This is a genomic window from Janthinobacterium sp. DSP2-3-3 (assembly GCF_049897325.1).
Taxonomy (GTDB): Bacteria; Pseudomonadota; Gammaproteobacteria; order Burkholderiales; family Burkholderiaceae_D; genus Janthinobacterium.
In genome coordinates, this window is the sequence record NZ_JAFCWA010000022.1 from 1 (window position 1) to 22746 (window position 22746).

16 protein-coding genes, 1 tRNA gene and 1 other RNA gene are annotated in these 22746 nt (G+C 62.4%); 13 read left to right on the forward strand and 5 right to left on the reverse strand.

What is annotated here, in order from left to right:
• On the forward strand, positions 1-107 hold a 107-nt coding region (locus tag ACP7DE_RS27170), incomplete at its 5' end, for a transposase (protein WP_426075080.1).
• Positions 108-194: 87 nt separating this feature from the next.
• On the opposite strand, the gene ACP7DE_RS27175 is transcribed toward ACP7DE_RS27170, so the two are convergent.
• Complete coding sequence (locus tag ACP7DE_RS27175) at positions 195-1112, reverse strand: transglycosylase SLT domain-containing protein (protein ID WP_426075025.1); 918 nt, start codon at positions 1110-1112, stop codon at positions 195-197.
• A 478-nt stretch (positions 1113-1590) separates the two neighbouring features.
• Between ACP7DE_RS27175 and ubiD the strand changes: the two genes are divergently transcribed.
• The 7 genes from ubiD to ACP7DE_RS27210 all read left to right on the forward strand — a co-directional run bounded on the left by ubiD (position 1591) and on the right by ACP7DE_RS27210 (position 9243).
• Positions 1591-3075 carry a 4-hydroxy-3-polyprenylbenzoate decarboxylase gene (gene ubiD / locus ACP7DE_RS27180; protein ID WP_426075026.1) on the forward strand — a complete coding sequence of 495 codons (1485 nt, stop codon included), beginning with the start codon at positions 1591-1593 and terminating at the stop codon, positions 3073-3075.
• A 70-nt stretch (positions 3076-3145) separates the two neighbouring features.
• Positions 3146-3244: signal recognition particle sRNA small type (gene ffs / locus ACP7DE_RS27185), an RNA gene on the forward strand.
• Positions 3245-3480: 236 nt separating this feature from the next.
• The gene (gene dnaX / locus ACP7DE_RS27190; RefSeq protein WP_426075027.1) at positions 3481-5823 is read left to right on the forward strand and encodes a DNA polymerase III subunit gamma/tau; all 2343 of its coding nucleotides are present in this window, start codon (positions 3481-3483) and stop codon (positions 5821-5823) included.
• A 41-nt stretch (positions 5824-5864) separates the two neighbouring features.
• Positions 5865-6191: a YbaB/EbfC family nucleoid-associated protein gene (locus ACP7DE_RS27195; protein ID WP_034759121.1), complete on the forward strand. Its 327-nt coding sequence runs from the start codon at positions 5865-5867 to the stop codon at positions 6189-6191.
• Positions 6192-6238: 47 nt separating this feature from the next.
• Positions 6239-6829 (forward strand): recombination mediator RecR, encoded by a 591-nt coding sequence (recR, locus tag ACP7DE_RS27200; protein ID WP_071078710.1) that lies wholly within the window; start codon positions 6239-6241, stop codon positions 6827-6829.
• 7 nt (positions 6830-6836) lie between these two features.
• The gene (locus ACP7DE_RS27205) at positions 6837-8057 is read left to right on the forward strand and encodes a CaiB/BaiF CoA transferase family protein (RefSeq protein ID WP_426075028.1); all 1221 of its coding nucleotides are present in this window, start codon (positions 6837-6839) and stop codon (positions 8055-8057) included.
• 43 nt (positions 8058-8100) lie between these two features.
• Positions 8101-9243, forward strand: a complete 1143-nt coding sequence (locus tag ACP7DE_RS27210) for an esterase-like activity of phytase family protein (RefSeq protein ID WP_426075030.1) — start codon at positions 8101-8103, stop codon at positions 9241-9243.
• On the opposite strand, the gene ACP7DE_RS27215 is transcribed toward ACP7DE_RS27210, so the two are convergent.
• The 4 genes from ACP7DE_RS27215 to ACP7DE_RS27230 all read right to left on the reverse strand — a co-directional run bounded on the left by ACP7DE_RS27215 (position 9212) and on the right by ACP7DE_RS27230 (position 16780).
• Positions 9212-11371: a putative bifunctional diguanylate cyclase/phosphodiesterase gene (locus ACP7DE_RS27215; RefSeq protein WP_426075031.1), complete on the reverse strand. Its 2160-nt coding sequence runs from the start codon at positions 11369-11371 to the stop codon at positions 9212-9214. The genes ACP7DE_RS27210 and ACP7DE_RS27215 overlap by 32 nt on opposite strands.
• 1 nt (position 11372) lies before the next feature.
• Positions 11373-14216 carry a response regulator gene (locus ACP7DE_RS27220; protein WP_426075032.1) on the reverse strand — a complete coding sequence of 948 codons (2844 nt, stop codon included), beginning with the start codon at positions 14214-14216 and terminating at the stop codon, positions 11373-11375.
• A 303-nt stretch (positions 14217-14519) separates the two neighbouring features.
• On the reverse strand, positions 14520-14720 hold the full coding sequence (locus tag ACP7DE_RS27225; RefSeq protein ID WP_010396213.1) for a YbdD/YjiX family protein: 201 nt from the start codon (positions 14718-14720) through the stop codon (positions 14520-14522).
• On the reverse strand, positions 14720-16780 hold the full coding sequence (locus tag ACP7DE_RS27230; RefSeq protein ID WP_426075033.1) for a carbon starvation CstA family protein: 2061 nt from the start codon (positions 16778-16780) through the stop codon (positions 14720-14722). The genes ACP7DE_RS27225 and ACP7DE_RS27230 overlap by 1 nt, the downstream gene beginning before the upstream one ends.
• A 245-nt stretch (positions 16781-17025) precedes the next feature.
• On the opposite strand from ACP7DE_RS27230, the gene ACP7DE_RS27235 reads away from it, so the two are divergent.
• The 5 genes from ACP7DE_RS27235 (at position 17026) to ACP7DE_RS27255 (ending at position 22658) form a co-directional block, all read left to right on the forward strand.
• Complete coding sequence (locus ACP7DE_RS27235) at positions 17026-18396, forward strand: cache domain-containing protein (RefSeq protein WP_426075034.1); 1371 nt, start codon at positions 17026-17028, stop codon at positions 18394-18396.
• A 13-nt stretch (positions 18397-18409) separates the two neighbouring features.
• Positions 18410-19039, forward strand: coding sequence for a response regulator transcription factor (locus tag ACP7DE_RS27240; RefSeq protein ID WP_426075035.1), 630 nt, complete (start codon positions 18410-18412; stop codon positions 19037-19039).
• A gap of 263 nt (positions 19040-19302) precedes the next feature.
• Positions 19303-20427 carry an EAL and HDOD domain-containing protein gene (locus ACP7DE_RS27245; protein WP_426075036.1) on the forward strand — a complete coding sequence of 375 codons (1125 nt, stop codon included), beginning with the start codon at positions 19303-19305 and terminating at the stop codon, positions 20425-20427.
• Between the two features lies 1 nt (position 20428).
• Positions 20429-22474, forward strand: a complete 2046-nt coding sequence (locus tag ACP7DE_RS27250) for a putative bifunctional diguanylate cyclase/phosphodiesterase (protein ID WP_426075037.1) — start codon at positions 20429-20431, stop codon at positions 22472-22474.
• A 94-nt stretch (positions 22475-22568) separates the two neighbouring features.
• Positions 22569-22658 (forward strand) — tRNA-Ser (locus ACP7DE_RS27255).
• Positions 22659-22746 lie beyond the last annotated feature (88 nt).

The following is a 22746-nucleotide window of genomic DNA, read 5'->3' on the forward strand; positions in this document are numbered from 1 at the left end:
GTGTCAACAACCGCATCAAAGTTATCAAGCGGATGGCTTACGGTTTCCGGGACTCGGCATACTTCTTCCTTAAAATCAAGGATGCGTTCCCCGGCAAAGTGCGATGAACCATAAAAAAGCCACCGGCATTTGCGTGCGGTGGCTTTTTTATTGGGTGCTGCTTTTTGGATGCCCCTGTGAGGGCTTTTAAAGGGTCACAGGCCGGCGATCTCGTTGTGCGGCAGCACTTTGATGGTGATGCCGCTTTCTGCTGTCGGCGCCTTGGCTGGCGCTGGCGTGTTCGATGCCATCACTGGCGTCGTGGTCGGCACGCGCTGGCCGGCTGACACTTGTTTCAGGCGGCGGTATTCGGCCAGCACGCGCGAACCGTAGCCCGAGTCCGTGGCGAAGTTGGCGGCGCCCACGTAGGTTTTCAAGCCTGCCTCGACGGAACCGCCACGCGTGACGTAGTCTTTCAGGATCAGGGAGCCGACGCGGATGTTGGCCACGGGATTGAGGGCTGCTTGCACGCCGCCCATTTCCTGGAAGCGCTCATGGTGTACTTTCGACATGACTTGCATCAAGCCTTGTGCGCCCACGGGGCTTTCGGCGAACGGGTTCAAGCCCGATTCGATGGCCATCACGGCCAGGATCAGCAGCGGGTCCAGCTTGATTTCGCGGGCCGTCAGGTAGGCCGTCGAGACCAGCATATTGGTTGCATCGTTGGCCACGCGGTAGCGCTTGGAGAGCCAGCTGGTGACCCATTGCTGCTGCTTTTGCGTGCCCAGCAAGGCTTTTTCTTCCTTGCTCAGCGGCGCGTCGTTGACGGCAGCCGTTTGCACGGAGGCAGGCGCTTCCATCAATGCCGACAGGGCTGGTGCTTCAACGGCTTGCGCTTCTGCCATGGGCAGCGGGAACAGGCTGTGCGTCAGTTGCTTGCCCAGGTCGGGGCGGAACATCAGCAGGGCGATCAGTGCCAGGGCGGAAATGCCGAAGACTGTCAGTGTGTGTTGTGCCGTGGTCAATACGCCACGTGCTGAAATGGCCTGTGCGCGGGCGCGCAAACGCGCCAACGCTGGCTGGCCAGCCACGGTTGAAGCAGGCAATGCTGCTTCAGTGCTACGATGAGTCATAGAGTTCCCCGAAATGTCGCGTCAACAGGCAGTCCCTCCGCGGTCTCGCGGTGTTGTGGGTGCTGCCAATGCCGTGCATCAGAAATATCATCGTTTCCGCCGCGTATGGATGCGTGCGAGAAACGCCGTCATTGCTTGCTTGAGCTGATCCGTCCCGTTTTGGTATTGGATCAGTCGCAATACAACTTTTACCGGGGGTAAGGCAGACGCCTTTTGAAAACACTCCTTAAAATGTCATGTGGAGCCCCGACTCCGTGAATGAAAGAGAAACGCTAAAATCAAGCTCTGGGCCGGCGTGCTCTTTCAAGTTGGGCGAATTGTAGAAGCCGTTTTATATCAAGTCAATACTAACGAATCGATTCTTTATTACTTTTATGTCTTACTTTTTGTCTTGCATTGTGCCAAAAGCCAATAAAATCAATTACTTGGCATAGATCCTTCAGCAACGGCGTCCGACGTCAAAAAAAATTAAAAACACATGAAATATTCAGATTTGCGAGATTTTATTTCTCAACTGCAACAAATGGGTGAACTTAAGCCCATTTCGACCCCCATTTCACCGATTTTGGAGATGACGGAGGTGTGTGATCGCACCTTGCGCGCAGGCGGGCCGGCCTTGCTGTTCAATAATCCGACGGGACACACGATGCCGGTGCTGGGTAATTTGTTCGGCACCACGCGCCGCGTGGCGCTGGGCATGGGCGCGCAAGATGTCAGTGAGTTGCGCAAGATCGGCCATGTGCTGGCGCGTTTGAAGGAGCCGGAACCGCCGAAGGATTTCAAGGATTTGCTGGGTCTCGGTTCGCTGGTGAAATCCGTGTGGGACATGTCGCCGAAAGAGTTGCGCGGCGCGAAGTGCCAGGAAATCGTCTGGGAAGGCAATGACGTGGACTTGGCGCGCCTGCCCATTCAGCATTGCTGGCCCGGCGATATTGCCCCTCTGATCACCTGGGGCCTGGTGATTACCAAGGGGCCGAACAAGAAGCGGCAAAACTTGGGCATTTACCGCCAGCAAGTATTGGGACGCAATAAGGTCATCATGCGCTGGCTGGCGCACCGGGGCGGGGCGCTGGACTTCCGCGAGCATGCGATTCAAAGCAAGGGCAAGCCGTATCCGATCGCCGTGGCGCTGGGCGCCGATCCCGCTACTATATTAGGGGCCGTGACGCCGGTGCCGGACAGCCTGTCCGAATACCAGTTCGCCGGCTTGCTGCGTGGCAGCCGCACGGAGCTGGTGAAAGCCATCGGCAGCGAGCTGCGCGTGCCCGCGTCGGCCGAAATCGTGCTCGAAGGCCATATCTACCCGGACGAAAACCATCCGAGCGGCTATGAGCATGCGCTGGAAGGGCCGTATGGCGACCACACCGGTTACTATAATGAGCAGGACAGTTTCCCCGTGTTTACCATCGACCGCATCACCATGCGCCGCGACCCGATTTATCACTCCACTTACACGGGCAAGCCGCCGGACGAGCCTGCCGTGCTGGGCCTGGCCCTGAACGAGGTGTTCGTGCCCCTGCTGCAAAAGCAGTTCAGCGAAATCACGGACTTTTACCTGCCGCCCGAAGGTTGCAGCTACCGCATGGCCGTGGTGCAGATCAAGAAGCAGTACGCAGGCCACGCCAAGCGCGTGATGTTCGGCGTCTGGAGCTTCTTGCGTCAGTTCATGTATACCAAGTTCATCGTGGTGGTCGACGAAGACGTGAATATCCGCGACTGGAAGGAAGTCATCTGGGCCATCACCACGCGCGTCGACCCTATCCGCGATACGACGCTGGTCGACAATACGCCCATCGATTACCTGGACTTCGCCTCGCCGGTCAGCGGCCTGGGCAGCAAGATGGGTATCGATGCGACGAATAAATGGCCGGGCGAAACGACGCGTGAGTGGGGCACGACGATCGCCATGACGCCGGAAGTGAAGGCCAAGGTAGATGGCATTTGGCAAGAGCTGGGTTTGTAAATTGTTCGCGGGGAAGGGCGGTTTGCGCGTCAACTTCCCCATTCCCCGCAGACCGGTTATAATTGTCCCCGGCGGGCCCCTGCGCATTGTGGCATGGCTAACCTGGTCAGGTCGGGAACGAAGCAGCCACGGCTATTAACCATGAGTGCCGCAGATCAGGCTCGCCTCCTTCGGGAATGTTTTATCAGGATCAACAATCAAGCTGCCATGGGCAGCTTTTTTGCTTTTACGGCCACAATTCCTGTGCCGCCGCAGCATTGCCGGGCTTGCCGTGTTTTCCCTGTTTCTGCCGGGCCATGTTATACAATTGCTGCTTTGCCGCGTTTGCCAGGAAGACTGGCCCGGCCATGAGGCTTGCGCCCGCCGCGCAGGATCACACCGCAACTCGCATGGTAAAATCTCAGCATGTCCTATCAAGTCCTCGCCCGTAAATACCGCCCCAAGAATTTCGAGACGCTCGTCGGTCAGGAGCACGTCGTGCGCGCGCTCACGCATGCATTGCACAGCGGCCGATTGCATCATGCCTATTTGTTCACGGGCACGCGCGGCGTCGGCAAGACGACCCTGTCGCGCATCCTGGCCAAATCGCTCAATTGCATCGGCCCCGATGGTACGGGCGGCATCACGGCCCAGCCTTGCGGCGTGTGCGAAGCGTGCACGGCGATCGATGCGGGACGCTTTGTCGACTATATAGAGATGGATGCGGCGTCGAACCGCGGCGTCGATGAAATGGCGCAGCTGCTGGAGCAAGCGGTCTACGCGCCAAGCAATGCGCGCTTCAAGGTCTATATGATCGATGAGGTGCATATGCTGACGAACCATGCGTTCAATTCCATGCTGAAAACGCTGGAAGAGCCACCCGAGCACGTCAAGTTCATCCTGGCCACGACGGACCCGCAAAAGATTCCCGTGACCGTACTGTCGCGCTGCCTGCAGTTCAACCTCAAGCAGATGCCGCCCGGCCACATCATCAGCCACCTGGACAATATCCTGGGACAGGAAGGCATCGATTTCGAACAGCCGGCCTTGCGCCTGCTGGCCCAGGGCGCCCACGGTTCCATGCGCGATGCGCTGTCCTTGACGGACCAGGCCATCGCGTATGCGGCCGGCGCAGTGACCTTGGATGCCGTGCAAGGCATGCTGGGCGCGCTCGACCAATCCTACCTGGTACGCCTGCTCGATGCGCTGGCGCAGCAGGACGGCGCGGATCTCTTGGCCGTGGCCGACGAGATGGCGTCGCGCAGCCTGTCGTATAACGGCGCGCTGCAAGACCTGGGCACCTTGTTGCACCGCATTGCGCTGGCGCAAACCGTACCCGCCGCCTTGCCGCAGGATTTGCCCGAGTATGCAGACATCATGCGCCTGTCTGCTGCGTTTGACGCGGAAGAAGTGCAGCTGTTTTACCAGATCGCCGTGCATGGCCGCAACGAGCTGGGCCTGGCGCCCGACGAATACGCGGGCTTTACCATGACCTTGCTGCGCATGCTGGCCTTTCGGCCCGGCATAGGTGGCGCCGATGGCGTGCCGGCTGCTTCACCGAATTCAGCTTCAATGAGCCGTCCCGCTGCCGTGGCCGCCGCGCGCGCCGCAGCGGGTTCGCCGCCCGCCGCCCGCGCCGCCACGAACAGCGTGGCCAGCCATGCAGCCGTAACGGCTGGCACCGCGGCGCCAGCGGCCGTCGTCGCGGCAACTGCCGCCAGCATGGCCCGCAGCGAAGCGCCGCCGCCACGCGCGGCTGTTCCGACACCGGCGCCAGTACCCGTTTCCGCCCCGGCCCCGGCACCAGCGGCGCCGCCGCCCGCCGCCGCTCCTGCTGCGGCTGCCCCGGCAGCATCGGGCGCGCCCATCAGTTCCGCCCGCGCCGCCATCAATGCGGCGCTGGAAGCGGCCCGTGCCGCTTCGAAAGGCCGTCCGGGCAGCGCGCCATCGGCGCCATCGTCGGCGCCCAAATCAGCTGCCCCTGCGCCAGCACCGGCTGCTGCCGTCGCCGCGCCGGCTCCGGCTGCACCGGTCCAGGCAGCTCCGCCACCGCCTGCCGCCGCGAAAGCGCCGGCGCCGTGGGACGATGCGCCGCCCGTGGCTGTGATGGAAGCGCCGGTGGCCGTACCGGCGGCGCCCGTGCAGGCGCGTCCTGCCGCTCCGCCGCCACAGCAGGCGCCCGCCGACGACGACTTGCCGCCCTGGGTCACCGAATTTTCCGACGATAGCGCTTCGGCCGCCGTGTCGGCGCCAGCCGCGCAGAGCACCGAGCAGCCCGCCGTCATCATGCCGCAACGTGCCGCCAAGCAAGCCGCGCCCAGCGGGCCGTATGTGATCACGCCCGTGCCGGGACTGGATTGGGACGGCAACTGGCCGGCCGTCGCCGCCGTGCTGCCGCTGCGCGGCGTGGCCCAGCAGCTGGCCGTGCAGGCCGAGCTGATTGACTGCCTGCACGATGGCCACAGCACCACGTTCCGCCTGCGCGTGCCCATCGACACCTGGCGCAGTCCGGCCAACGTGGAAAAACTGGCGGCCGCGCTCACCGAGCGCTTCGGCCGCAAGGTCGCGGTCGATACGGAACTGGGCGCTGTCTGGTACACGGCCAGTGCGGAAGCGCAGGCCCACCGCGAGGCGTGCCAACTGCAAGCGGAAGCAACCATCGCAAGCGATCCCTTCGTGCTCGACATGAAGCGTGCATTCGACGCTTTCGTCGTGCCGGGAACGATTACCCCTGCACCGGCCGGCTCCGCCGCGCCGACCCTGCATTGATGATTAACACACTCACAAATTGAATTGAACGGAGCATTCTTATGATGAAAAATCAACTGGCTGGCCTGATGAAGCAGGCGCAAGCAATGCAAGACAACATGAAAAAGGCCCAGGAACAACTGGCGCTGGTGGAAGTGGAAGGCCAGTCCGGCGCCGGCCTGGTGAAAATTGTCATGACGTGCAAGAACGACGTCAAGCGCGTGTCCATCGACCCGTCGCTGCTGGCTGACGACAAGGATATGCTGGAAGACTTGGTGGCTGCCGCCTTCAACGACGCCGTGCGCAAGGCGGAAGCGACTTCCGCTGAAAAAATGGCAGGCTTGACTGGCGGCATGAACTTGCCAGCCGGCTTCAAAATGCCATTCTGATGCACTACCGCATGCGCTCGATCTATGGCACGGGGCAGGGTTGATCCATGTCCAAGTCGCTTGAATTCCTGACCGAGGCGCTGCGGCGCCTGCCCGGCGTCGGCCCTAAGTCGGCGCAGCGGATGGCATTTCATTTGTTGCAGCACGATAGGGAAGGCGCGGCCATGCTGTCGCGCGCCCTGTTCCAGGCCGTCGATGCCGTCCATCACTGCGGCCTGTGCAATACCTTTACCGAACATGAAGTGTGCGAGACTTGTCTCGACGAAGAGCGCGACAAGCGCTTGCTGTGCGTGGTGGAAACGCCCGCCGACCAGTTGATGATCGAGCAGACGCTCACCTACAAGGGCCTGTATTTCGTGCTCATGGGGCGACTCTCTCCGCTGGACGGCATCGGTCCGAAAGATATCCACCTTGAAAAATTGCTGGGCCGCGCCAACGATGGCGTGGTCGGTGAAGTGGTGCTGGCCACCAATTTTACGAATGAAGGCGAAGCGACGGCCCACTACATTAGCGAAATGCTGAAGGCGCGGGGCTTGCGCGTGAGCCGTTTGGCCCGCGGCGTGCCCGTGGGCGGCGAACTGGAATACGTCGACGCGGGCACCATCGCCCGCGCGATGCTCGACCGCAGGGCAACCTGACCATAACATGACAGAATCCTCCGCGACCACCGGTCCACTGCAAGGCATTAAAGTGCTGGAACTGGGCACCCTGATCGCGGGGCCGTTCTGTGCCCGCATGCTGGCCGAATTCGGTGCCGACGTGATCAAGATCGAGTCGCCCGATGGCGGCGACCCCATCCGTACCTGGCGCGTGCTGAAAGATGGCACCTCGCTGTGGTGGTCGGTGCAGGCGCGCAACAAGAAGAGTCTGACCTTGAACTTGAAAGCGCCGGAAGGCCGGGCCATCGCGCGCCAGCTGGCCCTGGAAGCGGACATCATCATCGAGAACTACCGCCCCGGCGTGCTGGAAAAGTGGGACCTCGGCTATGAGCAGCTCAAGCAAATCAAGCCGTCCCTCATCATGGTGCGCCTGTCCGGCTTTGGCCAGACGGGCCCGATGAAGGACTTGCCGGGTTTCGGCGCCATCGGCGAATCCATGGGCGGCTTGCGCTATGTGTCCGGCTTTGCCGACCGCCCGCCGGTGCGCGTGGGCGTGTCGATCGGCGACTCGGTGGCGGCGCTGCACGGCGTGATCGGCGCCATGATGGCCTTGCGCCACCGCGACGTGACCGGCGGGGTGGCTTCCGGGGAAGGCCAGATGGTCGACGTGGCCCTGTACGAATCCGTGTTCAACCTGATGGAATCGCTGGTGCCCGAATACGACCAGGCCGGCGTGGTGCGCGAGCGCACGGGCGGTTCCTTGCCCGGCATCGTGCCGTCGAACACCTACACCACGGGCGACGGCGAAAACATTGTGATCGCCGGCAACGGCGACGCCATCTTCAAGCGCTTGATGCTGGCCATGGGCCGCATCGACATGGCGGGCGACCCGCAACTGGCACGCAACGATGGCCGCGTGGCGCGCACGCAGGAAATCGACGACGCCATCGGCGCCTGGTGCGCTACCCACACGATCAACAGCGCGCTGGCCGTGCTGAAGGCGGCCGACGTGCCGTCCGGAAAAATTTACTCCGTGCGCGACATGCTGAGCGATCCCCAGTTTCTCGCCCGCAATATGTTCGAACAACACCATTTCGCCGACGGCACGCCCGTCAAATTGCCCGCCATCAGCCCGAAACTGTCCGCCACGCCGGGCAAGACCCAGTGGCTGGGGCCGACCCTGGGCCAGCACAACGATGAAGTGCTGGCGTCGCTCGGCTATGATGCGGCCGCCATCGCGCGGCTCAAGACCGATGGCGTGGTGTAAGCCACGCCCTGCTGACTTATTTGATACCGATTTGATACCGATCATGCCTCCATTGTTACGCCGCGCGCGCGCCGCGCTTGCCCTGGCGTCCGTTGCCATCCTCCTCTCGGCCTGTGCCAGCTTCCCTCACGACGCGCCGATTGCCGGCCTGCGCCTGATCGGCGAGCAGCGCATCGCGCTCAAGCACGCGTTCGAGGGCACCACGGTGGGCGGCTTGTCCGGCATCGATTACGCGGCGGACAGCAACAGCTGGGTGATGGAAAGTGATGACCGCTCGGCAATCAATCCGGCCCGCTTCTACCGCGCCACCCTGGCCTACGACAGCAAGGCGTTTACGGGCGTGACCCTGAGCAGCGTGCATTTTTTCACGCAGCCCGACGGCAGCCGCTATCCGAACCTGGCGCATGCAAAGCTCGACAGTGGCGACCAGGTGCCCGACATCGAAACCATCCGCGTCGATCCGCAGGACGGCAGCCTGTGGTACGGCAGCGAAGGCAACCGCAAGGTGGGCCTGCACCCGTTCGTGCGCCACGCAGACCGCGACGGGCGTTATCTGGTCACCTTGCCCACGCCCGCCATGTTCAAGGTCTCGAAGGAAGAAATTGGCTCGCGCAACAACATGAGCTTCGAGGCACTGTCTTTCTCGTCGGATGGCAAGAGCCTGTGGCTGGGCATGGAAGCGGCCCTGTACCAAGATGGCCCGCTGGCCACGCCCGATCACGGCTCCGTGGTGCGGATCACGCGCCTGGACCGCGCGGGCAAGGTGCTGCGCCAGTACGCGTATGCTATCGAGCCAGTGGCGTCACGGCCCGCGCCGGGACGTGAAGCGGACAATGGCGTGTCGGAAATCCTCGCCGTGAATGACCATCAGCTGCTGGTGGTGGAGCGGGCCGGCGTGGAACACGCCGATGGCGTGTATACGAATCACGTGCGCATCTACGCGATGGAAACGGAGGGCGCCACCGATATCCAGTCCATCGCGGCCCTGGCGGGCGCGGCCTATGTGCCGGCGCGCAAGCGATTGCTGCTGGACCTGGAAAAGATCGGTCTTGAAAGAATCGACAATATCGAAGGCATCAGCTGGGGTCCGCGCCTGGAAAACGGCCACCGCAGCCTGGTAATGATTTCCGACGATAATTTCAACGCGCAGCAAGTCACGCAAATCCTTGCCTTCGAAGTGCTCTAGTTTCCAGGCTGGCCAGCCGCTCGGCCTGCCGAGCCAGCATGGCGGTGATCGTGTCGTGCGGTGACGGGTGGCCCAGGAAATAGCCTTGCGCCATGTCGCAGCCGTATTCTTCCAGCATCAGCAATTGCTCGTCCGTCTCCACGCCCTCGGCCACCACCACCATCTTCAATCCATGCGCCATGGCGATGATGGCGCGCGTGATGGCCGCGTTTTCCGTATCCTGCGGCAAGCCGGCGATAAAACTCTTGTCGATTTTTAAGGCCCGCACGTCGAAGCGTTTCAGGTAGTTCATCGACGAGTAGCCCGTGCCGAAGTCGTCGATCGACAGGTACACGCCGATGCCGCGCAATTGCTCCAAGGTCACCATGGTGGCACGCGCATCGTCCATCAATGTCCCTTCCGTCAATTCCAGTTCCAGCAGGCGCGCGTCCAGGCCCGTGTCGGCCAGGGCTGAGAGCACGATCTGCATCAGGTTTTCATCCTTGAATTGCTTCGCCGACAGGTTCACGGCCATGCGGATAGCTCGCCCGCCATCGCTTTGCCAGGCCTTGGCCTGGTTGCACGCCGTGCGCAGCACCCATTCGCCGATGGGCACAATCAGCCCCGTCTCTTCTGCCAGCGGGATGAATTCCGTGGGCGAAATGATGCCGCGCTCGGGATGACGCCAGCGCACCAGCGCTTCCACGCCCACGATCTGTGTGCTGGGCACGTCGATCTGCGGCTGGTACAGCAAGTACAGCTCGTTGTTTTGCAAGGCCTTGCGCAGCCCCACTTCCATCTTCACGTGGCTCATGATTTCCATCGTCAGCGATGAACTGTAGAGCTTGGCGTTGTTCTTGCCGCAGTTCTTCGCGTGGTACATGGCCGTGTCCGCATATTTCAACAGCGAATTGCAATCCTCGCCATCTTCCGGATACAGCGAGATGCCGATGCTGGCCGTGACGAAAATCTCGTGTCCCTCGGTCATGAAGGGCCGCCGCATGGCTTCCTTGACGCGGTGCGCCACGTTGAGCGCATCTTCCACCCGCTCCAGGTCGGGAATCAAAATTGTGAATTCGTCGCCGCCCAGGCGCGCCAGGTTGCTGCCGCCGGACGTGGCCTCAAACTCGTGTTCGGCGCGCAGCACCAGGTCGCTGGGGCGGATGGTTTCGCGCAGGCGCTCTGACACCACCTTGAGCAGGTGGTCGCCCACATCGTGGCCCAGGGTGTCGTTGATGCGTTTGAAGGCATCGAGGTCCATGAACAGCACGGCGAATTTCTTGTCGTGCTCTTTCGAGCGCAGCAGTTCGCGTTCCAGCGTTTCCAGGAACGCTTGCCGGTTGGGGATGCCCGTCAGGCTGTCGCAGTAGGCGAGGCGGCGGATCTGCTCTTCCGTACGCTTGCGCTCGCTGATGTCGCGCACCAGGCCCAGCACCTCGTCGGCCCCGGTTGCCACCAGGCGCGCTTCGAAATGGCGCGTGCTATTTTCGTGCTTGAGCGTGTAATCGACCGAGCCGATGTGCTGCGTAGCCAGCACGGCGTGCGCCTTGTCCAACAGGCGCGCGGCGATTTCGGGCGGCAGCACGTCGCCGATATGGCTGCCCACGCAGTCGCTGATGGAAAAGCCCGCGCTGGCGTCGTGCCCCTGTTCATAGTCGAGATAAAAGCCCTCGCGGTTCAGGCGAAAGAAGGTGTCGGGGATGGCGGCCAGCACGGCGCGGTTGTGCGCGTCGGCGATGCGCAGGCGGGCGATGGCGTCGCTGGCGCGCAGCACGTACAGCGCGCGATGGCCCAGGATGGGCCAGTTGATGGGCTTGGAAATGAAATCCGTGGCGCCCACCTCGTAGGCACGCGTGACCGCTTCCAGCTCGTCGTCGCCCGTGACCATGATGATGGGCACGGTGCCGCCCACTTCCTGGAGACGGATTTCGCGGCATACGGCAAAGCCGTCCAGGGCCGGCATGTCGACGTCGAGCATGACCAGGTCCGGCCCGCTGTGTTTGTAGCTGGCCAGCGCCTGCACGCCGTCCTCGGCCTCGATCACGTCCAGGCCCACCTGCGTGAGCATTTGCCGCATCAGCAGGCGCATCACGGGATCGTCGTCGGCGACCAGCACCAGGCCGCGTGAGGGGGGGAGGGGCGCTGTCATGTCAGTGTTCCTTCACGAGGATGGCGCTCAGCGATTCGCGTACGGCCAGGAAGGCTTGCTGCATCTGCTGCAGCAGGATAGTCGCGCCCTCGGTACTGCCGGCGCGGCCCAGTTTTTCCATTTCCTTGCATAGCTGCGCCAGGCCATCGGCGCCCACGTTGGCGCTGCCCGACTTGAGGCTGTGGGCCACCTTGCGCAGCGCTTCCGTATCCGCACCGGCGATCGCTACGCGCATGGCGATCAATTGGCGCGGCGTCTCGCTGGTAAAAGCGAGGATGACCCGCTCGAGCAGCGCATCGCCATCGGCGCGCGACAGGGCGCGGATGTTTTCTAGCGCCTGCCGGTTCAGCGGCTGGCCGGCTGGCGGGGAGGCGGGTGCAGGCGGAGGCACCTCCGGCGATGCCTCCTGCGCCTCGCTGTGGTGGACGGTGGCTGCGCGCGGCAGGGTGATCCAGCGCGCTACCGTGTGGCCCAGGTCTTGCTGCGTAAAAGGTTTACTCAGGTAATCGTCCATACCGGCCGCCAGGCATGCCTCGCGGTCGCCCTGCAACGCATTGGCCGTGATGGCAACGATGGGCAGTACGCGCGCATGGCCGCACTGCTGTTCATGACGGCGGATTTCCGCCGTGGCGGCAAAGCCATCCATCACGGGCATCTGGCAGTCCATCAGTATCAAATCGAAATCCTCGGCCTGCGCCGCTTGCAAGGCTTCTTCGCCGTTGCGCACACACACCACGTCCAGGCCCAGGCTATCGAGCATGGCCAGCGCCACTTCCACGTTGACGGGATTGTCCTCGGCCAGCAGCACGCGGCGGCGCTGGCGCCGTCCCACCTGGCGCGCCGCGTGTGGCGGGTGGATGCGCATGCCCTCGCTGGCGCGCGGCGGCGTGACGATGCAGTCGAACAGGTCGCATTCGCGCGCCGGCTTGATCAGCTGGAAGGCCACGCCCGCCTCGCGCCGCTGCACGGGGTCGGCGGCCGCCTGCTCCGTGCTCAGCAGCAGAAGCTTGAGATCGGCCAGCAGCGGGTCGCTCTTGATGTTGGCGGCCAGGGCCAGGCCGCTGGTGCGCGGCAATTCCATGTCGAGCAGGGCCACGCCATACGGTGTGCCCGCCTGCGCGGCTGCGCGCAGTTTGCCCAGGCAGTCGCTGGCCGTGCCGGCGCTGTCGCTGACGATGTGCCAGCTGGCCAGCTGCCGTTCCAGCACGGCGCGCGTTGCGGGTGTGTGGTCGACGATCAAGGCGCGTAACCCTCGCGTGGTTTTCAGGTTGAAGGACGGGTCGTCGCTGTCGACGCGCCGCTTATCGAAATTTACTTCGAACCAGAAGATCGATCCTTGCGTTAAAGCATTATCAACGCCGATAGTGCCGCCCATCAGTTCCACCAGTTGTTTCGAGATCGTCAGTCCCAGGCCCGTGCCGCCGTGCTTGCGCGTGGTCGAGCCATCCGCCTGCGAGAACGATTCGAAGATGCGCGTCTGCGCCTCGTTTGAGACGCCGATACCCGTATCGTGCACCTCGAAGCGCAAGCCCACGCTGGGCGTATCTTCGCTGCACACGGCCACTTTAACGGTGACTTTGCCGGTTTCTGTGAACTTGATGGCATTGCCCAGCAGATTGACGATGATCTGGCGCAAACGGTTCGGGTCGCCACAGATGGCGATGGGAATGTCAAACGCGATATCGAATTCCAGGCTGATATTTTTCGCTTCCGCCTGCGGCGCGAACACGTGTTCTATATCGTCGAGCAATTCGCGGAAATTGAAGCGGATGTATTCCACGCTCAGCTTGCCCGCCTCGATCTTGGAAAAGTCGAGGATGTCGTTGATGATCACCAGCAAATTCTGTCCCGAGCGCTGCACCATGCTCGTGTAGTGGCGCTGCTGCGGGCTTAAAGGGCTGGCCAGCAGCAGTTCCGTCATGCCCAGCACGCCATTCATGGGCGTGCGGATTTCATGGCTCATGGTGGCGAGGAAGGCGCTCTTCGCATGACTGGCCGCCTCGGCAGCATCCTTGGCCTTTTCCAACTGCGCCGTGCGCACGCCCACCTGGCGTTCGAGCTGGTCGCGGTAATTGGCCAGGGTGCTGTCGCGGCTGTCGATCTGCGCCAGCATGTCGTTGAAACTGTCGATCAGCACGCCCAGCTCGTCGCTGCGCTGGTGCGCGATGCGGTGGCTGTAGGTCTGGCTGCTCGACACTTTTTGCGCTGTATCAATCAGCTTGGTGATCGGTTCGGCGATCACGCTCTTGAAACGCCGCGCGAGGAACACGGCTACCAGAAAAGACAGCACGGTGGCACCGCCGATGGCGCCCACGTGGCGGCCGATGTCGCGCCACATGTGGTTCAGGTCCGCTTCGATCAGCACGGCGCCGATGATCTGTTGCGCCTCGCCTGGCCGGTAGACGGGACGGTACAAACGCATGGCGGGCGCCAAGGTCGTGCCCGCGCCTTGCGTGACGGGCTGCACGGCCATGTCGGCCAGCAAGGCATGGTCCATATCTTCCGGCGTAGCCAGGCCGCCCGCGTGCTGCGGCGCGCGGTACAGGGCGAACAGGCGCCCGCCCCGGTCGAACAAGGCCGCCTGGGCGATCTCGTCGCGCGCGGCCAGCGATGCCAGCACCTGTTGCGCCTGCGCCTGGGCAGGTTTGCCCACCAGCAAAGGCACCGCGCTGGCCGCACCGATCACGCCCGCCAGCGACAGCAGTTGCTTGCCTTCATCGTTCTTGTGGCTGAGCACAGACGTCACGGCGAACGCCACGAACACCAGCAACAGCGCGCAGCCCGACGACAGCACCGAAATCATGGTCAGTTTCTGGCTGATGCTGGAGCGTTGGAAATTGAACATGGTTGCGGCGCTTCTCCGGTCGGCCCATAGACTGTTTTTTAATTCCTATTGGAAAAATATAGACGTGAAGACACTTCACGATGTTGATGTGGGTCTAAGGGAGGAGAGGGGAGGGGAACTTATACGAGATGAAACAACGGAGGGCGGTTCCAAAGAACCACCACCGAAATTTTTTTAGTTCAAGACGCCGGACAAAACCGTCGCGAGCGGAAGGGAGAGGCGGCCGAGAAGCGCAACCGTGCTTGAGCACGGTGAGCATCGCAAGCCGCCTATACCGACGCGCAGTAGGTTTGGTCCGGTGTCTTAACAGCAGCCACCGCGTTTGCCTGCGCCGCCGTAGCGGGCTTCCTGCCGTTCGCGGAAGAACTCTTCATACGTCATCATCGGCTCGCCGGGATGGGTCACTTCCCGGTGCGCCACGTAGGTGTCGTACTCGGGCAAGCCGCACATGAGCCGCATGCTTTGCCCCAGATACCGTCCAGCCTTGATGATTTCGTCTATCATCATTGCACCGTGGGCATGGCCTGGAACGGCGTTTCCTTGGTGCTTGGACGGCTGTCGGCGCGCGCCTTCATGACGGTGCGGATGCCGAAGAACAGCACGCTGATCACAACGATGACGAAGAAGGCGGCCAGACCGGCGTCCAGGTAATCGTTGAAGATGATCTGCTGCATCTGCGCCACCGACTTGGCCGGCGCCAGCAAGGTGCCTTCATCGAGCGCCGCCGAATATTTCTTGGCGTGCGCCAGGAAGCCCACGCGCGGGTTGGCATCGAAAATCTTTTGCCAGCCAGCCGTCAGGGTACACAGCAGCAGCCAGATGGTCGGCGTGATGGTGACCCACGCATACCGGCCCTTTTTCATCTTGAACAGCACGCAGGTGCCGAGGATCAGCGCAATCGCCGCCAGCATCTGGTTGGCGATGCCGAACAGCGGCCACAAGGTGTTGATGCCGCCCAATGGATCGACCACGCCCTGGTACAGGAAATAGCCCCAGGCCGCCACGCACAGGCCCGTGGCCAGCAGGTTGGCGATGACGTTTTCCGTCTTTTTCAAGCTTGGGACGAAGCTGCCCAGCAAGTCTTGCAGCATGAAGCGACCGGCACGCGTGCCTGCATCGACGGCCGTCAGAATGAACAGCGCTTCGAACAAAATAGCGAAGTGGTACCAGAAGGCCATCATGGCCTTGCCGCCGATAGCGCCGGAGAGAATCTGCGCCATGCCGACCGCCAGGGTCGGTGCGCCGCCGGCGCGCGAGATGATGCTGTGCTCGCCAACGTCCTTGGCCGTTTGCGTCAGCATTTCCGGCGTCACGTAGAAGCCCCACTGCGAGATCGCTTGTGCGGCGGACTCGGCCGTGGTGCCGATCAGTGCGGCCGGGCTGTTCATGGCGAAATAGATGCCAGGCTCGATGGTCGAGGCGGCCACCAGGGCCATGATGGCAACAAACGATTCCATCAGCATGGCGCCATAGCCGATGAAGCGGGCGTGGCTTTCGTTTTCAATCATCTTCGGCGTGGTGCCAGAGGAAATCAGCGCGTGGAAACCGGAGACGGCGCCGCAAGCGATGGTGATGAACAGGAAGGGGAACAGATTGCCCGACCAGACCGGGCCGGAGCCGTCGATGAACTTCGTCATGGCCGGCATTTTCAGGTAAGGCGCGACGACGATGATGCCGATGGCCAAGCCCAGGATCGTGCCGATTTTCAGGAAAGTGGACAGGTAGTCGCGCGGCGCCAGCAGCAGCCACACGGGCAGCACGGAAGCGATGAAACCGTAGCCGATCAGCATCCACGTCAGTTCCGTGCCCGTGAACGTGAACATCGGACCCAGCACCGCGTGTTCCTGCACGTATTGACCGCCGATGATGGCTAGCATCAGCAGTACAAAGCCGATGATGGAGATTTCGCCAATGCGACCGACGCGGATGAAGCGCGAATACACGCCCATGAACAGCGCGATGGGAATCGTCGCCATCACGGTGAAGCTGCCCCATGGGGAGCCGGTCAGCGCCTTGACGACGATCAATGCCAGCACGGCCAGGATGATGACCATGATCATGAAGCAACCCAGGAGGGCGATCATGCCGGGAATTTCGCCCAGTTCAGCCTTGATCAGGTCGCCCAAGGAGCGGCCATCGCGGCGCATGGAAATGAACAGCACGATGAAATCCTGCACGGCGCCGGCAAACACGACACCCGCCAGTATCCACAGCATGCCGGGCAAATAGCCCATCTGCGCGGCCAGCACGGGGCCGACCAGGGGGCCGGCGCCGGCAATCGCCGCGAAATGGTGGCCGAACAGCACGTATTTGTTGGTCGGCACGTGGTCGAGGCCATCGTTGTGCTTGAAGGCGGGCGTCATGCGGCGCGGATCCAGGCCCAGCACCTTGTCGGCGATGAACAGGCTGTAGAAACGGTAGGCGATCAGGTAGACGCAGACGGCGGCGATGACGATCCAGATAGCGCTGATCGGCTCGCCACGTTGCAGGGCGACGACGCCCAGGGACCCGGCACCGGCCAGCGCAAGCGCTGCCCAGCCGAGCTGTTTGAAAATGCGGTTCATGCTTCCTCCAGAGATTGACGGGCGCTGTGCCGTGCGATGATGTGTGCTGCGGGTCCTGGTCGTCGCCAGTTTGATGTTACTTTTGCTGTAGTTGCAGCTTATGGCGAGTATTCAGGAATCGTATAATTGCCGCAAGCGCACGACTACGCAGTAACGCTCAGTATTACTACGCAGGGCTATCGCCGCGCCGCGACGTAAAATCACGCATTCCCACCAGCATCGACGCCGCCGGAGCGCGCAAGGCCATGAAACTCAGACAGAAAGTCATCTTCCTGGCCATCACGCCGCTCATACTCGCCCTGTGCGCCATTGCATTTGCCGTGCGGCACCAGGCCATCACCCTGGCCGAGCAGCAGCGCGCCACCATTCAGCAGGCGTATCTGGCCAGCAAGGAAGCCGAACTCAAGCATTACGTGACCCTGGCCAGCCATTCCATCGCCTCCCTGTACCAGTCGGGGCGCAAGGATGCCGCCACGCAAGAGGAAGCCAAGCGCATCCTGTCCGCCCTCAGCTATGGCGACGATGGCTATTTCTTCATCTATGATTTGCGGGGCAAGTCGCTGATGCATCCGCGCCAGCCTGAGCTGGTGGGGCAGAATTTGTGGGAGTTGCGCGACGCGGACGGCAATCTGACCATCCAGCGCCTGATGCAGCGGGCGAAGAGCGGCGGCGGCTTCGAGCGCTACAACTGGATCAAGCCGTCGACGAACAAGTCCGCGCCCAAGCTCGGCTATGTGATATTGATGCCGGAATGGGGTTGGATGATGGGCACGGGCATCTACATGGATGACGTGGACCAGGCGCTGGCCAAGGTTGACGCCCAGCAGTCGCGCAATATCCGCTCGACCATGGAGCTGATCGCCGCCATCGCCATCCTCGGCTCCCTGCTGGTGGCCGCCTGCGGCCTGGCGCTGAACCTGCGCGAATTGCGCGTGGCCGACGCCAAGCTGAAGGTGCTGGCGCAGCGGGTGGTCGAGTCGCAGGAGGAAGAGCGGGCACGGCTGTCGCGCGACTTGCATGACGGCATCAGCCAGTGGCTGGTCTCGATCAAGCTGCAGATCGAGGCGGGCATCGCGCGCCTGGCCGGCAATGCCGAACAGAAAGACAAGGCGCCCGCCACGTTCGAGCGGGCCGCCGAGCAGCTGAACAAAGTACTGGGCGAGGTACGGCGCATTTCGCACAACCTGCGCCCGGCCATTCTCGACGACCTGGGCCTGGCCGCCGCGCTCGACCACCTGGTGCATGAATTCAATGACAGCAGCAGCGCGCAAGCCAGTTTCACGGCCAGCCCGGCGGCGGCGGGCGAAGGCTTGCCCGACATGGTAAATACCGTGCTGTTCCGCATCGCCCAGGAAGCACTGACCAATTGCGAGCGCCATGCCCACGCCAGCGCTGTGGAAGTGAGCCTGCACGAGGCGGGCAAGGCGGTGGAATTGCGTATCCAGGATAATGGCGGCGGCTTCGATTTCGACGGCATCGCCCTGCACCCACAGCGCGGCATCGGCCTGCGCAACATGACGGAACGCATGGAAGCCATCGGCGGCAGCCTGCACATCACTTCTGCGCCGGCCGGCACCCTGGTGCTGGCGCGGCTCGGCCTTCCACCTACACACTGATAGATACACAGACATGACCGAGAAGATCAATATCCTGCTGGTGGACGACCATCCCCTCGTACGCGACGGCTTGCGCGCGCGCCTGGAAGCGGTGGCGCATTTCGACGTGGTGGCCGAGGCGGGCGGCGCCGACGAGGCGTTGGCCCAGGCGCGCACGCACCAGGTGGACCTCGTGTTGATGGATATCAATATGCGCGGCACGAATGGTATTGAAGCAACGGCGCTGTTCAAACAGGCGTTTCCGCAGATTGCCGTGCTGATCCTATCCATGCACGACAAGCTTGAATATGTGTCGCAAGCCATCGCTGCCGGCGCGCGCGGTTATGTGCTCAAAGATGCCCCAGGGAAAGATATCGTCTTCGCCATCGAGACGGTGATGTCGGGCGGCATTTATTACAGCGCGGCGCTGGCACGGCAATTGTCACGCCCGCAAGTGCACGATTCCTTCCTCACCACGCGCGAGCAGCAAGTGCTGCAGCACATCGCGGCGGGCCAGTCGAACAAGCAGATCGCCCGCGACCTGGACCTGAGCGTGCGCACGGTGGAGACGCACCGGCTCAACATCAAGCGCAAGTTGGGTATCGAAGGGCAGGCCGAATTGATCAAATATGCGGTCGAGCATGCACATGGCGGCGGCGCCTGAACCATGCTGGCATCACGACGGGTTTTTCAAACCCGCATGACAGGCGGGTCTCCCGGGGGAATGTTTTTTTTGAATATTTATTGCCAAAATTAAACTGTTTCGAGAGTGAGATTCGGATAGAATGATTCTCGCTGTCGAGGGCATCCCTGTCGGGCCAAGGTTGCCAATGTTGGTCAGTTTATTTACTATGGCGCCCTACCCACACTGAGATACCGATGTCCGCGTCTGAATCAAACCTGTTTCCGTTGGTGGGATTACAAGCAGTGGCCAATGCTCATAACGAGTGGGTCGCTGTCACCTTGCATGTACCGCAGGCCTCGACGGCGCCGTTGCTGGCGGCGCTGGCCGCCGCCGATGCGTATGCCTTCCTGGCGCCGCTCGACTGCATCATTCCCCTGGCCGACCCGCATGGCGTGGACGAGGCCGTGCTGGCGCAACTGGCGCCGCAACGCACCATTTTCCGTTTGCCGGCCCAGCTTGCCGGCGACAAGCAAATCCAGAAAAAATGCCAGCAATGGCGCGACGCCGGCTATCGCATCCTGCTCGATGGCGCCGATGCCGGTCCCGTGGTGGCGGCGCAGGTTGAAGCGCGCGCGCTGAGTTTTGATGCGGCGGGCACACGCCCGGCCCTGCATCAGCTACTGCCCTTGCCGGGGCCGCACCTGGCCTACAACATCGTCGACGCCGAGCAGTTTGCTGCCTTGCAAGCGCTGGGCGTGAGCTGGTTTGCCGGCGATTACGCCCTGCACCATGCGCGCCAGCAAAGCGAGCCGGAAGACGCCACCTCGCGCAAGCGCCTGCTGGCGCTGCTGGGCCTGTTGGCCCGCGATGCCGACGCGCACGAGCTGGAAGTGCCGCTCAAGCAAGATCCATCGCTCAGCTATCATTTATTGAAACTGGTCAATTCAGCCGCCTTCGGTTTCACGGCGCCGATTACCAGCTTCAGCCAGGCCATCACCCTGCTGGGCCGGCGCCAGCTGCAGCGCTGGCTGCAATTGCTGCTGTATGCGCGCCAGCAAGACGATGGCAAGATCCACGCGCTGCTGCCGCTGGCGGCCGTGCGCGCGGCGCAGATGGAAGCGCTGTGCCAGTTGCGCGGCGGCGACCGCGACGCGCAAGACCTGGCCTTCATGGCGGGCGTGTTTTCCCTGCTCGACGTCCTGCTGGGCATGCCCATGCCGGACATCATCGCCACCCTGAACCTGGCGCCTGAAGTCAGCGCCGCCTTGCTGGAGCGCAATGGCGAGCTGGGCACCTTGCTGGCGCTGGTTGAAAGCGCCATGCCGCCGCCCGAAGGCTTGCGCCGTGCCGGCATCGATGGAGAAACCTATTGGCGCAGCCTGTTACAGGCCTACCAATGGGCCATCCAGGTCAGCCGGAACCTGTAGCATGACCTTGCTGCCGTTGTCGGATTACCTCGGTGACAGCGCCGCCCTGTGCGATGCCGTCGTGCGTTTGCGTGGCCCCGCGCTGGTGGCCGAACTGGGCCGTATTGCCAGCGCCGTGATGGCCAGCCCGCATGGCCAGTTCCTGCCGATAGCTAGCGCCGATGGCGCTGCATCGTCTGCGATTTTTTCCAGCGATACGCCGGCCTTGCTGCAGGAAATCAGTTTTGACGGCCATTGCTTCGGCCATTACTGTGTGGCGGGACGCAGCCTGTACAACGACGCCGACCGCCGCCACCTGGCCAGCCTGGCCTCGCTGACGGCCGGCGTGCTGCAGGTGCATTCGCTGGCACAACGCTCGACCCATGCCTTTGCGCAAGTCGAAGCCTTGTTGGCGCAGCAGACGCAAATCCTCGACCAGTTGCACGAATCCGTGCTGACGATGGACTTGACCGGCTACATCACCAGCTGGAACAAGGGTGCTGAGCGCCTGTTCGGCTATACCTCGGTGGAAGCCGTAGGGCGCAACATTTTGTTCTTGTACGACGATGAGGACACCGGTTTCCACGACGCCTTCCTGGAGCAGGGAGGACGCCTGATGGAGGTGCGCCGCCGAAAGAAGTCAGGCGAGATCTTCTGGGCCAGCCTGTCCTTGTCGCCGCTGCAGGACATGGACGCCAAGCCCATCGGACTCATCGCCTACCTGACGGACATCACGGAACGCAAGCTGGCCGAAGAGCGCCTGCATCACCTGGCGTATTACGACCCGCTGACCAGCCTGCCCAACCGCACCTTGCTGGCCAAGCTGGTCGACCAGGCCCTGAGCGTGGCGCAGCGCAGCAAGATGCTCGGTTGCGTGCTGTTCATCGACCTGAACCGTTTTAAGCTGATCAACGACACCCTGGGCCGGCGCATCGGCGACGAATTGCTGCGCCAGGTCTCGCTGCGTTTCCGCAAGGTATTGCGCGACCAGGACCTGGTGGCTCGCCTGGGCGGCGACGAGTTCGCCGTTGGCCTGTTCGACATCGGCCAGCATTTCGAAGCCAGCATGGTGGCGCAAAAGCTGCTCGCTTCCCTGGTGCAACCGTTCCTGATCGAAGGCCACGACTTGCGCGTGGGCGCCAGCATCGGCATCAGCGTGTATCCGCAAGATGGGCAGGACGCGGAAACCCTGCTGCGCCTGGCCGACATCGCCATGTACCGCGCCAAACAGGACAGCGGCGGTGAAGCGGAAAGCGTGGCCTTCTACAGCCAGGACATGAACTTGGGCATGCAGGCACGCATGCGCCTGGAAACAGGCTTGCGCCAGGCGTTATCGGAACAGCAATTGCTGCTGCACTACCAGCCGAAATACGCCTTGGGCAGCGGCCGCATCATCGGCGCCGAAGCCCTGGTGCGCTGGCACCACCCGCAGCACGGCATGATCCCGCCCGCCGAGTTTATTCCCCTGGCCGAATCGACGGGCCTGGTGGTGCAGGTGGGCGAATGGGTCCTGGAAGCGGCTTGCGCCCAGGCGCAGGCGTGGAAACTGGCCGGCCTGCCTCCCATCCGTCTGGCCGTCAACGTTTCCGCGCGCGAATTTACTTCGGCCCTGCCCGCCAGGGTGGCGGCCACCCTGGCCCGCTACGGCCTGGAAGCGGCCTGGCTGGAGCTGGAAATCACGGAAAGCACCCTGATGCACAACATCGAGCGCGTGATCGGCATCATGGACCGCATCACGGCGCTGGGCGTAGCCTTGTCGCTGGACGACTTTGGCACCGGTTATTCCAGTCTGTCGTACCTCAAGCGTTTCCCCATCGACACCTTAAAAATCGACCGTTCCTTCACCACCGGCATCCCCACGGACGCCAGCGACTGCGCCATCGCCAGCACCATCATCAGCATTGCCCAGCAGCTGCACCATAAAGTCATCGCCGAAGGCGTGGAAACGGCGGAGCAGCTGGCCTTCCTGAAGAGCTCTGGCTGCGACGAAGTGCAAGGCTATTTGTTCTCGCGCCCGCTACCGGCGGCGGAGTTTGAAAGAGCGCTGCGGGAAAACTGGGGCCTGTAGCTTGCGCTGACGGCATCCTAAAATGCACCCCAGACACTCCAGCCACCGCTGCCCATTGGTAAGCCAGTCCGCTTTATGTATAATGCTGCCATCTGGAAGCGTGGCCGAGTGGTTGAAGGCACTAGTCTTGAAAACTAGCGACGGGTTAAACTGTTCGTGAGTTCGAATCTCACCGCTTCCGCCAATCATATTCAAGGTTGCATTAAAGTACCGCACGGTACGGTGCGTAAAATCCTTGAAAATCAATGGTTTAGCAGAGTTTTTGCCATTCT